The organism is Mesorhizobium sp. B2-1-3, from assembly GCF_006442495.1.
In the GTDB taxonomy this organism is placed as follows: Bacteria; Pseudomonadota; Alphaproteobacteria; order Rhizobiales; family Rhizobiaceae; genus Mesorhizobium.
Genome location: NZ_VFWL01000002.1, coordinates 310,582 through 325,346, shown reverse-complemented (window position 1 = coordinate 325,346; position 14,765 = coordinate 310,582). Strand labels below are relative to the sequence as shown.

Sequence of the window (14,765 nt, the reverse complement as noted above, 5' to 3'; positions counted from 1 at the left end):
CAAAAGGTGACAGGTTTTTTAGTCAAACCTAACGCATTTCGGTGGGCGCCGCGGCGCCGATCAGCGTCAGGCCGGACGTCAAGACATCCGAAACAGCCTGCACCAGCCCTAGTCTGGCATGCGTCAATTGTCGGTCGTTAACCTTAACAAAACGTAAGTCCGGATTATCGGTGCCGCGGTTCCAGTGCCCGTGGAAGCTTGAGGCCAGATCGTAGAGGTAGAATGCCAGCCGATGCGGCTCGAGCGCAAGTGCCGCCGACTCGATCAACCGTGGATATTCAGCGAGTTTCCTGATCAGGCCGATCTCGCCTTCGTCGGTCAGCAACGCCACGGCAGCCGCCAGACTGTTGCGATCGAAATTGGCCTCTCCCAACTGCTCGCTCGCCTGCCGGAATACCGAATGGCAGCGCGCCGAAGCGTACTGCACATAGAACACCGGATTGTCCTTGGACTGCTCGGTCACCTTGGCGAAGTCGAAATCCAGCGGCGCATCGTTCTTGCGATAGAGCATCATGAAGCGGATGGGGTCGCGGCCGACTTCCTCCACAACCTCGCGCAGCGTCACGAAATCGCCGGACCGCTTGGACATGCGCACCGGCTCGCCATCGCGAAACAGCTTTACCAGGTTGCACAGAAGAACCGTGAGCTTCACCTCGTCGCCGGCGATCGCCCGCGCCAGCGCTTCCAGCCGCTTGACGTAGCCGCCATGGTCGGCGCCGAGCACGTAGATCAGCTCGACGAAGCCGCGATCGACCTTGTCCTTGAGATAGGCGACGTCGGCGGCGAAATAGGTGAACGAACCATCCGACTTGACCAGCGCCCGGTCCATGTCGTCGCCGACCGCCGTCGAACGGAACAGGGTCTGTTCGCGATCTTCCCAGTCGTCCGGCCTCTCGCCCTTGGGCGGCGGCAGCTTGCCTTTGTAGATATGGCCCTTCAGCGTCAGGTCGTTGATCGCCGAGCGGATCTTCCTGGCATTGTCGGCGTGCAGCGTGCGCTCGGAGAAGAACACGTCATGATGCACGTTGAGCAGCGCCAGATCCTCGCGGATCATCGCCATCATCGCGTCGATGGTGCGGTCCTTGACGATGGCGAGCGCCTCTTCGTCCGGCATCTGCAGCAAGGACCGGCCGAACTCCTTGGCCAGCGCCTGCCCGACCGGGACCAGATAGTCGCCTGGATAGAGCCCGGCCGGAATCTCGCCGACCTCGTCGCCAAGCGCCTCGCGATAACGCAGCATCACCGAGCGGCCGAGAACGTCGATCTGCGAGCCGGCGTCGTTGATGACATATTCCTTGGTCACGTCGTAACCGGCAAAGGCCATCAGATTGGCAAGCGCATCGCCAACGACGGCGCCACGGCAATGGCCGACATGCATTGGCCCCGTCGGGTTGGCCGATACATATTCGACATTGGCCTTCCTGCCGCCGCCGATGCTGGAGCGGCCGTAATTGCGGCCCTCGCCCAGAAGCGTCGTGAGATGTGCCTGCCAGAAACCGTCCTTGAGCCGCAAATTGACGAAGCCCGGGCCAGCAACCTCGGCGGCCGCGATATCCTTGTCGTCCCGCAGCGCGAGCGCCAGGCGCTCAGCCAGCGCCCGCGGGCTCTGGCCGGTGGGCTTGGCCAGCACCATCGCCGCATTGGTCGCGAGGTCGCCATGGCTGGCATCGCGCGGCGGCTCGACGGCGATGCGCGACAGGTCGGGCGAAACGCCGTCATTGTCTTTCAGATCAAGCGTCTCGACGGCTTTTATGATTCGCGCGGTGAAGTCGGCGAAGATGTTCATGGGTATGACTCTGGCGGCTTTGCAGGGAATCCGGCTTGTTGGCCGGCAAAATCGAGCCCGCCCTAGCTCAAATCCGGCGTATCGTCAAACAAACGCCGGTGTTCCTTCAGCGCGTAGGTGTCGGTCATCCCCGCCAGGAAGTCGGCCACGCTGCGCGCCTTGATGCGATCCTCGGCCCGGTCGAGCCCCTCGCGCCAGCCGTCCGGCATAGCGCGCGGGTCGGCGAAATAGACGTCGAACAGGTCCCTGACGATCCGCTCCGCATCGGCGCGCACCCGCATGACTTCCTTGTGCCGGTAGAGGTGCTTGTAGAGAAAGGCCTTCAGCTCTTTCTCGGCGACGGCCATTTCGGCGGAAAAGGTCACCATCGTCTCGCCCGCCGCCCTCACCGCATCGGCGCTCCGCGGCCCGGTGCGTTCCAGGTTGGCGGTGGTCGACCTGATCACGTCCTCGACCATGGCGGTGATCTGGCGCCGCATCAGCTCGTGGCCGGTGCGCACCTCGTCGAGATTGGGATAGCGCGCGCGCACCCCCTCCAGGATGGTCCCCGGCAGCGAGACGGCCTTCAGCATGTCCAGCGTCAGCAGCCCCGCCCTCAGGCCGTCGTCGATGTCGTGCGTGTTGTAGGCGATATCGTCGGCGATCGCAGCACACTGCGCCTCGATGCCGGCGAACCGGTCGAGTTCGAGGTCGTGCAGTTCCGAATAGTCGCGGATCGCCTGCGGCACCGGACCCTTCAGGCCCTTGCCGTTGGCATCGGTCAGCGGACCATTGTGCTTGACCAGGCCTTCCAACGTTTCCCAGGTCAGGTTCAGTCCGTCAAACTCGGCATAGCGCGCTTCCAGCCTTGTCACGATGCGCAGCGATTGCGCGTTGTGGTCGAAGCCGCCCCAATCAGCCATCTTCTCGTTGAGGGCGTCCTCGCCGGTGTGGCCGAAGGGCGTGTGGCCGAAATCATGCACCAGCGCCACCGCTTCAGCCAGATCCTCGTCGCCGCGCAGCGCCCGCGCCAGAGCGCGTGCGATCTGCGCCACCTCGATCGAATGGGTCAGCCGGGTGCGATAATGATCGCCTTCATGGGCGATGAAGACCTGCGTCTTGTGTTTCAGCCGGCGGAACGCGGTGGAATGGATGATGCGGTCGCGGTCGCGCTGGAACGGCGTACGGGTCGGGCTTTCGACCTCTTCGAACAGGCGCCCGCGCGAGCGCGCCGGATCGCTGGCATAGGCCGCGCGGGGCCTATAGCCAAATCCGATGTCGCCCAACTCGTTGGTCATGGTCGATGCCGCCTGACTTTGGCCGCCTGACTTTGGCCGCCAGACTATGGCCGGTTGACTTGGCCGGTTGACTTGGCCCTTCGCGCTTCATACCTATCATGTGAAACCGAAAGCAAGGTGACGCCCATGGGCGCGGATGCCAAGACCGCCATGAAAGTCGAGATGACCGATGCCGCCGCAAGGCGGATCGCCAAGATTGTGTCGGACGAGGCCGGCAAGACGGCGTTGCGCGTTTCCGTCGAAGGCGGCGGCTGCTCCGGCTTTTCCTACAAGTTCGATCTGGTCGACGCGCGCAACGACGACGATGTCGCCATCGAGAAGGACGGCGCCACGGTTCTGATCGATGATCTGTCGCTGGTCTATATGGGCGGGTCGGTGATTGATTTCGTCGACGACCTGATGGGCCAGTCGTTCCAGATCCGCAACCCGAATGCGGTCGCCTCCTGCGGCTGCGGCACAAGCTTCTCCATTTAGGAACAACATGCCTGCCATTGGCGCGGTTCGTCAGGTCGCGCTCTCGGCCGGGCGAGACCTCGACGCGACTCTGGCCTTCTGGTGCGACGTGCTCGGGATGAGCGTGCATGTGCGTTACGATCCGCCGGGCATCGCCTTCATCATGGCCGGCAGCGTGCGGCTGCTGTTCACCGACGGCATTCCGGCCGGAACCGTCTATCTCGACATATCAGGTCTCGAGGATTTCCACGCCGGCGCGAAAGCTGCGGGCGTTCCCTTCACCGCGCCTCCAACGCTTGTTCATCGCGACACCGAGGGCCAGTTCGGTCCGGCGGGGGAAAGCGAGTGGATGGCCTTTCTAAAGGATCCCGCAGGCAATACGATCGGCCTGGTCGAACGTCTTGCCCCGGAAGAACATTGAGGCCGCCATGAAGATCGTCACCTGGAACATCAACGGCATTCGCGCCCGCATCGGCAATCTCACCCATTGGCTGACCGAAAGCGCCCCCGACATCGTCTGCCTGCAGGAGATCAAGACGGTCGACGAGCAGTTCCCGCGCGCCGAGATCGAGGCGCTTGGCTACAATGTGGAAACCCACGGCCAGAAGGGTTTCAACGGCGTCGCCCTGCTGTCGAAATTGCGCTTCGACGAGGTCATCAGAGGTCTGCCCGGCGACGACGCCGACGAGCATGCGCGCTTCATCGATGGCGTGTTCTCGACCGACAAGGGCGCATTGCGCGTCGCCTCGCTCTATCTGCCGAACGGCAATCCGATCGATGACGAGAGGAAATTCTCCTACAAGCTGTCCTGGATGGCACGGCTGGAGCGCTGGGCCGAGGAGCGGCTGAGGCTGGAGGAAGCCCTGGTGCTGGCCGGTGACTACAACGTCATTCCCGAACCTGTCGACGCGAAGTTCCCGGAGAACTGGCTGAATGATGCGCTCTTCCAGCCGCAGACGCGGCAGGCGTTCCGCAGGTTGAAAAATCTCGGCTTCACCGAAGCGGTGCGTTCGGTCACCGATGCGGGCGACACCTTCACCTTCTGGGACTACCAGGCCGGCGCCTGGCAGAAGAACAACGGCATCCGCATCGACCACCTGCTGCTGTCGCCCGAGGCCGCCAACCGGTTTTCATCGGCCTCGATCGAAAAGCATGTGCGCGCCTGGGAAAAACCGTCCGACCACGTGCCGGTGGCCATCGATCTCGATTTGCTGCCGGCCTGAGGGAGACCCCGGGCCCGCGCTGGACCTCGTATCGCCACAATCAGGCGCATGATGGGAGATCATCATGGCGGCTGGGGTTCCCATGACCATACGACTTGTCCTTTGTCCGATCGGCCTGGCATTCGCTGTCGCCGTCCCTGCGGCGGCTTTCGCCGCCGAGGAATGTCTTGCCAATGGAAAATCCTACCCGGTCGGCCAGGTCGCCTGTCTGACGATCGCCGACAAGAACTACCTCGCCCGCTGCGAGATGGTGCTCAACAACACCTCATGGACGAAAGTCGGGGACAGCTGCCCGCAAGACAGGCTGGCGCCGCACCGGCGGATGACGCCGATCTCGGCGCCGGCTCCCAGCATGGTGCCGGCGGAGCCGACCGAGAATTAATGTCTGATTAGCGATCTCCTCGTGGGGAGATCATCCTTACTGATCGGCGCTGTTGCCCTTGGTCAGGATGTCGTCAGCGAGCGAGATCGCTGTGCGGCGGTCGGCTTCGCCGGCGGCGGCAAAGGCCTCCTCCTGCATGCCGCGGATCCAGGGCTGGTCGGCGGGCGCCGCACGTTCGAGTGCTGCCGTCATCATCGCCAGGCCGCGCACGATCTTGCCGCTCTGGAACAACAGATGGCCAAGCGTCGCCTGCGCGCCGGCATGGCCTTTTTCGGCGGCGAGCTGGAACCAGCGCCCGGCCTGCTTGACGCTGGCCTTCACGCCGCCCTCGCCCTTCAGGAACATCTGCCCCATCTCGAACTGGGCATTCGGGTTGCGGTAGTTGGCGGCGGCGCGCATGTAATATTCCTGGGCCGCCACTTCGTTCTCGGTCACCGGGCTGCCGGGAATGCCCTTGCGCAAATAGTCGCCCAGCGCCACCAGCGCGTCGGAAACGTAGCTTTCTTCCGGTGAGCCGGGCTCGACGTCCTGATCGACGATCTCCGAAAAGAACTTAAACGCCTCGTAATCGTCGCGCGCCACGCCATCACCCTCGGCATACATGCGGGCAAGCTTCCAGGTGGCGCCGATCTGGCCGTTCTCGGCGGCGTATTTATAAGCCTCCGCGGCCTGTTCCTTGTGGCCGTTCTTGTAGGCGGAGAAGCCGAACTGGAACACCGCCCAGGGGCTCGACTGCGGCTTCACGCCGGTCTTGTCGTCGAACACCTTGTCGTCGAAGGCCATGGCCTGGCCGACGGCGCCAAAGATCGCTAACGCGACCAGTGCCGGAAGGACAGACGACCTCAACAACTCTGGTGTTGACTTCAACAACTCAGATGTCCGCATAGCAGTGTGTTTCTTTCGCACCGCCCGGATGGGTGACCGCGCCGTCGCGGGCGGAACCTACCGTCTGTGCGTATTTCCATATCGCGCCGGACTGATAGTCGGTTGTGCGCGCCTTCCAACTCTTTGCCCTCGCAGCCAGTTCCCTATCGGACAACGCCACATCGATCGTGCCGTTCACGGCATCGATGGAGATCACATCGCCGTCCCGGATGAGGCCAATCGGACCACCAACGGCGGCCTCGGGCCCGACATGGCCGATGCAGAAGCCGCGCGTCGCGCCCGAGAAACGGCCGTCTGTGATCAGCGCCACCTTGCCACCCATGCCCTGGCCGTAGAGTGCCGCCGTCGTCGACAGCATCTCGCGCATGCCAGGTCCGCCGCGCGGCCCTTCGTAGCGGATGACGAGAACTTCGCCTTCCCGGTAGTTGCGATGCGTCACCGCTTCGAAACATTCCTCTTCCGAATCGAAGCAGCGCGCCGGGCCGGAGAACTTCAACTCCGTCATGCCCGCGACCTTCACGATCGCGCCTTCCGGGGCAAGGTTTCCCTTCAAGCCCACGACACCGCCGGTTTGGGTAATAGGTCTGTCGGCCGGGCGGACCACATCCTGGTGTTCATTCCAGGCAATATGCTCCATATTTTCGGCCAAAGTGCGGCCAGTGACCGTCAGGCAATCGCCATGCAGGTAGCCGTGGTCGAGCAGCGTCTTCATCAACAGCGGAATGCCGCCGGCCTCGAACATGTCCTTGGCGACATATTTGCCGCCGGGCTTGAGGTCGGCGATGTATGGCGTCTTCTCGAAAATCCGGGCGACATCGAACAGGTCGAACTTGATGCCGGCCTCATGCGCTATGGCCGGCAAATGCAGCGCCGCATTGGTCGAGCCGCCGGTGGCCGAAACCACCGTCGCCGCGTTCTCCAGTGCTTTCAACGTGACGATGTCGCGCGGCCGGATGTTCCTGGCGATCAGTTCCATGATCTTCTCGCCGGAGGCGAAGTTGAAACGATCGCGCATTTCATAAGGCGCCGGCGCGCCGCAGGAATAGGGCAGTGCCAGACCGATCGCCTCGGCCACGGTCGCCATCGTGTTGGCGGTGAACTGGGCGCCGCAGGAGCCGGCCGAGGGACAGGCGGCCTGCTCGATTTCAAGCAGTTCGGCATCGCCGATCGTGCCGACCGAGTGCTGGCCGACCGCTTCGAACACATCCTGCACGGTGATCTGGCGGCCGCGGTAGCTGCCGGGCAGGATCGAGCCGCCATAGATGAAGATCGACGGCACGTTGAGCCGCACCATGGCCATCATCATGCCGGGCAGCGACTTGTCGCAGCCGGCGAGCCCGACCAGCGCGTCGTAGCAATGCCCGCGCATGGTGAGCTCCACCGAATCGGCGATGACCTCGCGCGACACCAGCGACGACTTCATGCCCTGGTGGCCCATGGCGATGCCGTCGGTGACGGTGATGGTGCAGAATTCGCGCGGCGTGCCGTTGGCGGCCGCGACGCCCTTCTTGACCACTTGCGCCTGGCGCATCAGCGAAATGTTGCAGGGCGCCGCTTCGTTCCAGCAGGAGGCGACGCCGACCAGCGGCTGTGCGATCTCGGCCGCCGACAGGCCCATGGCATAGAGATAGGAGCGATGCGGCGCACGCGCCGGACCGACGGTCACATAGCGGCTGGGGAGCTTAGCCTTGGAGATGACTTTGGCGTCCATACTCTTCCTTGCCCCACATCTTCCTCGCAAGAGGGCGGTGCGGCCTGCTCCCATCGCCGAGCCTTTTGGCGCGTGTCCCGAGACAAGATCGAGGTGCGCCGGGTTTATGGCGGGAAATGGGCAATTTCGTCGGCCTGACTTCTAGCGCAGGGGTTGTTCAGAAAGTGTTGCCAAAACATCACAACGACACGAGGCGGAGCTGGTGCGGTTTATCTGCAACGCAGCCCTGGGGCCGACAGGCTCGGCCACAGCCCCGGAACGAAAAAGGCCGGGCATTGCCCGGCCTTTCATTTGATTTTACAGAGACTTAGAACTTGATCTTCACACCACCAGAGATCGCCGTGATCAGATCATTCCCGAAATCATAGCTGGCATCCTCGCCTGCAACATAGCCGTTCTCACCAGCCAATGTCCCCGAGTGGCCGCTGGTCAAAACGCCGACCGCTCCAGCGAGCCGCACTTCGATGTTGGGCTGCGGCGTATAGGCGACGCCGCCGCCCAGGGTCCACGTATCGGTCTGCGCACCATAGCCATGCGAGGTGCCACGATCCCAGGTCAATTGACCGGCGGCACTCCATTGATCATTGAACTTGTGGCCGATACCACCTGAAACGGTCCAACCGTCACGATACATCAGGTCGAGCGACGTCACCTGACCCGGGCCGTTCGTGAAGCAAGCCGCCCCAGGCGCAATTGTTGGACAGATCGGAACGCTCTGCAGCACGCTCCAGTTGACCCACTTGATTGAGCCGAAGGCCAGCCAGTCAGGCGCAATACCGGACTGCAGTTTCAGTTCCAGCGAATCCGGCATCGACTCCTCTGCGCCATAGATCGGCCGAGAACCTCCAAGAATAGCTGGTAAGGTGAGTGTGCCCGAAATGTTGTCTAGCTTGACTTTCGAATTGTAGACCAAGCTGGCGCGGAGCGCGATATCAGGGATTTCGTAGGCAACGCCGGCGCGCCAGCCCCAACCGTTAGCCTCCAGATCGACACGACCAAGCAGCGGTTGTCCGAGGGGAGTAAAACCGACCAAGCTTTCCTTGAAGCCTGAAATGTCCTGATAGAACAACCCGCCGATAAAGCGGAGCTGGCCCTTGCCAGCATCAAACTTGTAGGAACAGGTGCCGGCGTAATTGTTGCTCTTGATATCGGTCTCGACGTTAGAAAGCGCTCCGTTCCACATACCTGGTGCGGTATGCGCGCCCCAAGGCTGCGAATAATCGACCATGCAGTCGACGCCCTGCACAACCTGGGCCTTCATTCCTATGCGCGGTACCCAATAGCCCTCGGCTCCGTCGGCCGAGGTACCAAGGCCGAGATTGGCTCCGCCGGGACCACGCGCATTCTCGTACTTACGGTCCGGCATCACATAGGTCGCTTCCGCGTCCGTCGCGAACGGCGCCGGATCAAACAGCAGGTCGATATCGTAGCCGCCACGTTCCAGGCCGCCGGCATGTGCCGAGCTCATTGCCGTCCCCAGCAAAGCCAGCGAAAAGCACCCTGCCCCCAGCAGTGCTTTCAAACGCAGATTGTTCATGGATGTCCTCCCCGAATAGTCAGTACATCCAGCTAGAACCAATTCGGGTTAACGGTGCAACAACGAATTCTTGGGGCGTACATGTACATGTCCACCGGACGCATTCCGGACAAAATGCAGACCAGCGCAGCGAGGCAGAAAAACGGTTCGCCGGGCGTGTCTCACTCAGAAAAACGGGAGAAAATCGGCCAAAAAGGCCAAAAATAATCAGTTTTGAGCAGTCGAATGCCCCATTGTTACATTATGGCAACAATGGGGCGAAAACTTCCGTTTACGTCAACATTAACGCTACGGAATGCCAGTTTCGAGGCAAAAAGCCACCCCATTTTAGAGGGCCCTAAAGTCTCCCGAATCTGCCCTCAACCCGCTTCGCGAACCCTGGCCAGCGCCACCGAAAGCTTGCCCTGCGCCTCGCGGTATTCGGCCAGCTTTTCACGCTCGGCTTCCACGATCTCGGCCGGCGCGCTGGCGACGAATCTTTCGTTCGACAGCTTCTTGTGCAGGCGTGCGATCTCCTCGGTCACCTTGGCCAGTTCTTTCTGCAAGCGCGCGGCCTCGGCGGCGAGATCGATCAGGCTGCCGAGCGGCAGGCAGACCGTTGCCTCGTTGAGCACGATCTGCGCCGAGCCCTTGGGTGCGGCGTCAACCTGCGAGATGTCGCCGACGCGCGCCAGCCGCTTGATCGCGGCGGCGTGGCGCCCCAGCCGTTCGCGGGTAAGCGTGTTGGCTCCGATCACCATCAGCGGCGCGATGGCTGCCGGCGGCACGTTCATTTCCGAACGCACGGAACGAATGCCGGAGACGAGATCAACCAGCCAGTTGATGTCGGCGGCCGCTTCAGCGTCCTCGAAATCCGGCGACGGCCACGCGGCATGGCAAAGCAGCGAAGCGCGCTCCTTGCCCTCGCCCGCGGTCTGCGCCCAAAGTTCCTCGGTCATGAACGGCATCATCGGATGCAGGAGCTTGTAGATTTCGTCGAGCACGAAGGCGACGCAGGCGCGGCTTTCGGCCTTGGCCGCCTCGTCCGTGCCCATGAACACCGGCTTCAGCAGCTCCAGATACCAGTCGCAGAACAGGTTCCAGACGAAGCGGTAGGCCGCCCCCGCCGCCTCGTTGAAGCGATATGAGGTGATGCCGTCCGTGACCTCTCGCGCGGCGCGCGTCAGCTCGGTCAGGATCCAGCGGTTGACCGCCAGCTTGGCGTCGTTCAGCCAGAAATCGTCGTTGCGCGCGACTTCGTTCATCTCGGCGAAGCGCGTCGCGTTCCAAAGCTTGGTGCCGAAATTGCGGTAGCCGGCAATGCGCGCCGGGTCGAGCTTCACGTCACGCCCCTGCGCCGCCATCACCGTCAGCGTGAAGCGCAGCGCGTCGGCGCCATATTCGTCGATGAGGTCGAGCGGGTCGACGACATTGCCTTTCGACTTCGACATCTTCTGCCCGTTCTTGTCGCGCACCAGCGCGTGCATGTAGACGGTGTGGAACGGCTCCTCGTCCATGAAGTGCAGGCCCATCATCATCATGCGCGCGACCCAGAAGAAGATCAGGTCGAAGCCGGTCACCAGCACGTCGGTCTGGTAGTAGGTTTTCAGCTCCGGCGTCTCATCCGGCCAGCCCAGCGTCGAGAACGGCCACAGCGCCGAGGAAAACCAGGTATCGAGCACGTCCTCGTCACGGGTCAGGATTTCGCCCGGCTGGAAATTCTCGAGCTTGTCCTCGACCCAGGCCTTCCAGGGTCCTTCGAGCGCCAGATAATATTCGATCGCGGCACTCAGCGCCTCTTCCTCCGTCTTCTCGACGAAGACGCGCCCGTCGGGCCCATACCATGCCGGAATCTGGTGGCCCCACCAAAGCTGGCGCGAGATGCACCAGGGTTCAATGTTCTCCATCCACTGGAAGTACGTCTTTTCCCAATTCGCGGGTATGATCTTGGTACGCCCCTCGCGCACCGAGGCGATCGCCGGCTTGGCCAGTTCGGCGGCGTTTGCATACCACTGCTCGGTCAGGAACGGCTCGATCGGCACGCCGCCGCGATCGCCATGCGGCACAGCGTGGCGATGCGGCTCGACCTTGTCGAGGAAGCCGCCTTCTTCCATCAATTCGACGATCCTCTTGCGCGCGACAAAGCGGTCAAGGCCGTTGAGTTCATCCCAGACGGCTTGGCGCTCCGGCGTCACCTCGAGCCCGGCGAGGAAATCCTCGTTGTCCCTGAGGTTTACCGCCGCCTCGACGGTGAGGATATTGATCGCCGGCAGCTTGTGGCGCTTGCCGACTTCGAAGTCGTTGAAGTCATGCGCCGGCGTTATCTTAACCGCGCCAGAGCCCTTCTCGGGGTCGGAATACTCATCCGCCACCACGGGAATCTTGCGGCCGACGATCGGCAGGACGACATTCTTGCCGACCAGGTGCCGGAAGCGCTCGTCGTCCGGATGCACGGCGACGGCCGTATCGCCCAGCATCGTCTCGGGGCGCGTCGTCGCCACGATGATGAAGGTCTTCGGGTTTTCCGGATCGAAGGCCACGCCTTCGACGGGATAGCGGAAGTGCCAGAGATTGCCGTTGACCTCCTGCTGCTCGACCTCGAGATCGGAGATCGCGGTGAGCAGCTTGGGATCCCAGTTCACAAGGCGCTTGTCCTTGTAGATCAGGCCTTCCTTGTAGAGCGTGACGAACACTTCGAGCACGGCCTTGGACAGGCCTTCGTCCATGGTGAAGCGTTCGCGCGACCAGTCGGCCGAGGCGCCGAGCCGCTTCAGCTGGTTGAGGATCGCGCCCCCGGATTCGGCTTTCCACTCCCACACTTTCTCGATGAACTGTTCACGGGTGAGGTCGCGGCGATGGATCTGCTTTTCCATCAACTGCCGCTCGACCACCATCTGCGTGGCGATGCCGGCATGGTCCATGCCCGGCTGCCACAGCACGTTCTTGCCGCGCATGCGCTCGAAGCGAACGAGAATATCCTGCAACGTGTTGTTGAGCGCGTGGCCCATATGCAGCGAGCCGGTGACGTTGGGCGGCGGGATGACGATGGTGAAGGCCTCAGCCCCCTCCTCGGCGCCGGCGCCGGCGCGAAACGCGTCGGCCTCTTCCCACACCTTGGCAATCTTCGGTTCGACGGTTTTGGCGTCGTAGGTCTTTTCAAGCATGGGAAAATGGTCCGCGCTGTCGGATTTTTGCTGGTCCGGTGTAAATCGGAAGGCTTTGACCGAGTCAACCGTAGGGGCCGCCTCGGCAACCGGCACAACAGAAAGAGGATCACCGTTCAGATAGTGTCTGTCCCGTATGCGACAATCCCTGGTGGCGTCGGCACTGTCACCGGCTCCAGCCGGAGAGGCATTGCACGCCTACGCCGCCCAATCCCAAATGCCAGCTCGGGTCGTACGAAACGAGGAATAGTGCGACGTCTCAGGACGCGCTGGAGTCCTCTGGTTTTTCTTTCAAAGCTTCGGCGAACTTGCGCATGAGCCGCACGAGTTCGTCGATGTCGTGTGCGTCCCAGCTTTCGAAAACGGCGCGAGCGTTTCTCTCTCGTGCTGCGTCGATCTTGTCGGTCATCGCCTTGCCCTTTGGCGTGACGACAGCCTCATTCACGCGGCGGTCTGTCTCGCTCTGCCGGCGCACGGCCAGGCCAAGGCTTTCGAGCTTCGCCACCTGACGGCTGACAGTGGTGTAATCGCGGCCAGCCCGGTCGGCGAGGTCCACTATCCCTATCGGCCCAAGCCGCTCTATCCCGACCAGCAGAGGAAACAGTGCGCGGTCGAGCGCAATTCCGGCCTCCTTTACCATCTGCTCATCGCGCTGAGGCCGGTTCATAAGGCTGGCAATCTCGATCAGCGCTCCGTGGAGTTCACGAATCTGATGACTCCCAATATGTGTATTTTTCACGCTTTTCATTGACAGCACTCCGACTCTCCATTATGTGCATTTTACACACAAGGAGATCGACATGACAAACGGTTTTGCGGCAGATGTGCTCATCTGCGGCGCAGGAGCGGCTGGCCTGACGCTGGGGATCGAGCTTGCACGGCGCGGTATATCCTTCCAGCTCATTGAGAAGATGAGCGAACCCTTCCGTGGCTCGCGCGGCAAGGGCATCCAGCCGAGGACACAGGAGATTTTCGAAGATCTTGGCATTCTCGACAGGGTCGTTGCCGCAGGCGGCGTCTATCCGCCGATGCGCGTGTATGGCGATGACGGCAGCTATATCGAAAAGGACACCGGCGAGCGCCCCGATCCGACGCCGGCAGAGCCTTACGCCATCGCGCTAATGATTCCGCAATTCCTCACCGAGCGGATCATGCGAGAGCGGCTGGCAGAACTAGGCCATAGGGTCGAGTACGGATGTGAGTTGGTTGGGTTCGAGCAAGGTGAGAACGGTGTCATGGCACGTCTTGCGGGGCCGAATGGCGAGCAAACCGTTCGCGCACGCTATCTTGTCGGGGCGGACGGCGGGCACAGCTTCGTGCGCGGCGCGCTCGGCTTGAATTTCCCCGGCAAGACGCTGGGCGTGCGTGCGGTCGTGGCGGATGTGCTGTTGACCGGGCTGGACCGCGATGCGTGGCACCAGTTCAACGACGGTGACATGGAGCGAATGGTCGCGATTTGCCCGCTCGCCGGAACCGATCTCTTCCAGATTCAGGCACCCATTCTGCTGGACGGCGAAGTGGACCTCTCAGCAGAACAGCTGGGGCGCTTGATTAATGAGCGGACCGGCCGCGGCGACGTGCGGGTGGATTCGGTCGCCTGGGCGTCGGCCTACCTGATGAAGGCCCGGCTTGCCGATCGCTACCGGGTCGATCGGGTATTCCTCGTTGGCGATGCAGCTCATATCCATCCGCCAACCGGCGGCCAGGGCCTGAACACCAGCGTGCAGGATGCCTATAATCTGGGCTGGAAACTTGCCGCCGTCCTCGACGGCGCGGATGATTGCCTGCTCGACACCTATGAGCAGGAACGACGTCCGGTCGCAGAATCGGTTCTCGGCCTTTCGACCCGGCTGCTCGACACCCAGAAACAGGGTGGAATGCACCGCGGCCGCGAGGTGCGCCAGCTCGATATCGCCTATCCGGAATCGCCGCTCTCCAGGGAAATGGCCGAACGCAGCAGCGGCCCGCACGCGGGGGACCGCGCGCCGGATGCCCAAATCAGGGGCGCGGCGGGGCAACCATGGCGACTGTTCCAATTGCTGCAAGGGCCGCATTGGACACTGCTTGTTCATCAAGCCGGGAGAGAGACGGTTGGGCCACTCAAGGGGCTGCATGTCCACCACATCGGCCCGCAAGGCGATGTCATCGATGCCTGGGGACACCTTCGCGATGCTTATGCACTGGCACCGGGCGAGTGTGTGCTGATCCGGCCGGACGGATATATCGGTGTGATGGCGATTCTTGATGCAGACCGAACCGCGAAGCTCGAAACCTATTTGGCCCGCATGGGCCTAGTCCAACCCGGAGAAGACCCGAAAGACTGCCGAGATATGTTCGAACAATGAGGTTGGCGGGCTCTATGCTTGGG

General features: G+C 62.3%; 12 protein-coding genes. 5 read left to right on the top strand and 7 right to left on the bottom strand.

Annotated elements, in window-relative coordinates:
* Positions 1-28 precede the first annotated feature (28 nt).
* Both argS and FJ973_RS06220 read right to left on the bottom strand, forming a co-directional pair.
* Complete coding sequence (argS, locus tag FJ973_RS06225) at positions 29-1,786, bottom strand: arginine--tRNA ligase (protein ID WP_140495761.1); 1,758 nt, start codon at positions 1,784-1,786, stop codon at positions 29-31.
* Between the two features lie 62 nt (positions 1,787-1,848).
* Positions 1,849-3,063, bottom strand: a complete 1,215-nt coding sequence (locus tag FJ973_RS06220; protein WP_140495760.1) for a deoxyguanosinetriphosphate triphosphohydrolase — start codon at positions 3,061-3,063, stop codon at positions 1,849-1,851.
* A 126-nt stretch (positions 3,064-3,189) separates the two neighbouring features.
* Between FJ973_RS06220 and erpA the strand changes: the two genes are divergently transcribed.
* The 4 genes from erpA to FJ973_RS06200 all read left to right on the top strand — a co-directional run bounded on the left by erpA (position 3,190) and on the right by FJ973_RS06200 (position 5,121).
* On the top strand, positions 3,190-3,537 hold the full coding sequence (gene erpA / locus FJ973_RS06215) for an iron-sulfur cluster insertion protein ErpA (protein ID WP_140495759.1): 348 nt from the start codon (positions 3,190-3,192) through the stop codon (positions 3,535-3,537).
* A gap of 7 nt (positions 3,538-3,544) precedes the next feature.
* Positions 3,545-3,937, top strand: coding sequence for a VOC family protein (locus FJ973_RS06210; protein WP_140495758.1), 393 nt, complete (start codon positions 3,545-3,547; stop codon positions 3,935-3,937).
* A gap of 7 nt (positions 3,938-3,944) precedes the next feature.
* Positions 3,945-4,739, top strand: a complete 795-nt coding sequence (gene xth / locus FJ973_RS06205) for an exodeoxyribonuclease III (RefSeq protein WP_140555274.1) — start codon at positions 3,945-3,947, stop codon at positions 4,737-4,739.
* Positions 4,740-4,803: 64 nt separating this feature from the next.
* Entirely contained in the window at positions 4,804-5,121 is a 318-nt protein-coding gene (locus tag FJ973_RS06200; protein WP_140495756.1) for a hypothetical protein, read from the top strand.
* Between the two features lie 36 nt (positions 5,122-5,157).
* Here the strand turns inward: FJ973_RS06200 and FJ973_RS06195 are convergent, their stop codons facing one another.
* The 5 genes from FJ973_RS06195 to FJ973_RS06175 form a co-directional block, all read right to left on the bottom strand.
* Positions 5,158-6,006, bottom strand: coding sequence for a tetratricopeptide repeat protein (locus tag FJ973_RS06195; protein ID WP_140495755.1), 849 nt, complete (start codon positions 6,004-6,006; stop codon positions 5,158-5,160).
* Entirely contained in the window at positions 5,993-7,717 is a 1,725-nt protein-coding gene (ilvD, locus tag FJ973_RS06190; RefSeq protein WP_140495754.1) for a dihydroxy-acid dehydratase, read from the bottom strand. The genes FJ973_RS06195 and ilvD overlap by 14 nt, the downstream gene beginning before the upstream one ends.
* Before the next feature lie 307 nt (positions 7,718-8,024).
* Positions 8,025-9,254 carry an OmpP1/FadL family transporter gene (locus FJ973_RS06185; RefSeq protein WP_140495753.1) on the bottom strand — a complete coding sequence of 410 codons (1,230 nt, stop codon included), beginning with the start codon at positions 9,252-9,254 and terminating at the stop codon, positions 8,025-8,027.
* 359 nt (positions 9,255-9,613) lie between these two features.
* Positions 9,614-12,397 (bottom strand): valine--tRNA ligase, encoded by a 2,784-nt coding sequence (locus tag FJ973_RS06180; RefSeq protein WP_140521040.1) that lies wholly within the window; start codon positions 12,395-12,397, stop codon positions 9,614-9,616.
* Positions 12,398-12,656: 259 nt separating this feature from the next.
* Entirely contained in the window at positions 12,657-13,154 is a 498-nt protein-coding gene (locus FJ973_RS06175) for a MarR family winged helix-turn-helix transcriptional regulator (protein ID WP_140517148.1), read from the bottom strand.
* 43 nt (positions 13,155-13,197) lie between these two features.
* Between FJ973_RS06175 and FJ973_RS06170 the strand changes: the two genes are divergently transcribed.
* Complete coding sequence (locus tag FJ973_RS06170) at positions 13,198-14,742, top strand: FAD-dependent oxidoreductase (RefSeq protein WP_140555272.1); 1,545 nt, start codon at positions 13,198-13,200, stop codon at positions 14,740-14,742.
* Positions 14,743-14,765: the final 23 nt, after the last annotated feature.

What these genes read in the sequence shown, in the direction of transcription:
- FJ973_RS06200 (WP_140495756.1), top strand. Translation starts at nt 4,804, where the DNA reads ATGGCGGCTGGGGTTCCCATGACCATACGACTTGTCCTTTGTCCGATC.
- FJ973_RS06195 (WP_140495755.1), bottom strand. Translation starts at nt 6,006, where the DNA reads ATGCGGACATCTGAGTTGTTGAAGTCAACACCAGAGTTGTTGAGGTCG.
- FJ973_RS06210 (WP_140495758.1), top strand. Translation starts at nt 3,545, where the DNA reads ATGCCTGCCATTGGCGCGGTTCGTCAGGTCGCGCTCTCGGCCGGGCGA.
- FJ973_RS06220 (WP_140495760.1), bottom strand. Translation starts at nt 3,063, where the DNA reads ATGACCAACGAGTTGGGCGACATCGGATTTGGCTATAGGCCCCGCGCG.
- FJ973_RS06185 (WP_140495753.1), bottom strand. Translation starts at nt 9,254, where the DNA reads ATGAACAATCTGCGTTTGAAAGCACTGCTGGGGGCAGGGTGCTTTTCG.
- FJ973_RS06180 (WP_140521040.1), bottom strand. Translation starts at nt 12,397, where the DNA reads ATGCTTGAAAAGACCTACGACGCCAAAACCGTCGAACCGAAGATTGCC.
- xth (WP_140555274.1), top strand. Translation starts at nt 3,945, where the DNA reads ATGAAGATCGTCACCTGGAACATCAACGGCATTCGCGCCCGCATCGGC.
- erpA (WP_140495759.1), top strand. Translation starts at nt 3,190, where the DNA reads ATGGGCGCGGATGCCAAGACCGCCATGAAAGTCGAGATGACCGATGCC.
- argS (WP_140495761.1), bottom strand. Translation starts at nt 1,786, where the DNA reads ATGAACATCTTCGCCGACTTCACCGCGCGAATCATAAAAGCCGTCGAG.
- FJ973_RS06170 (WP_140555272.1), top strand. Translation starts at nt 13,198, where the DNA reads ATGACAAACGGTTTTGCGGCAGATGTGCTCATCTGCGGCGCAGGAGCG.
- ilvD (WP_140495754.1), bottom strand. Translation starts at nt 7,717, where the DNA reads ATGGACGCCAAAGTCATCTCCAAGGCTAAGCTCCCCAGCCGCTATGTG.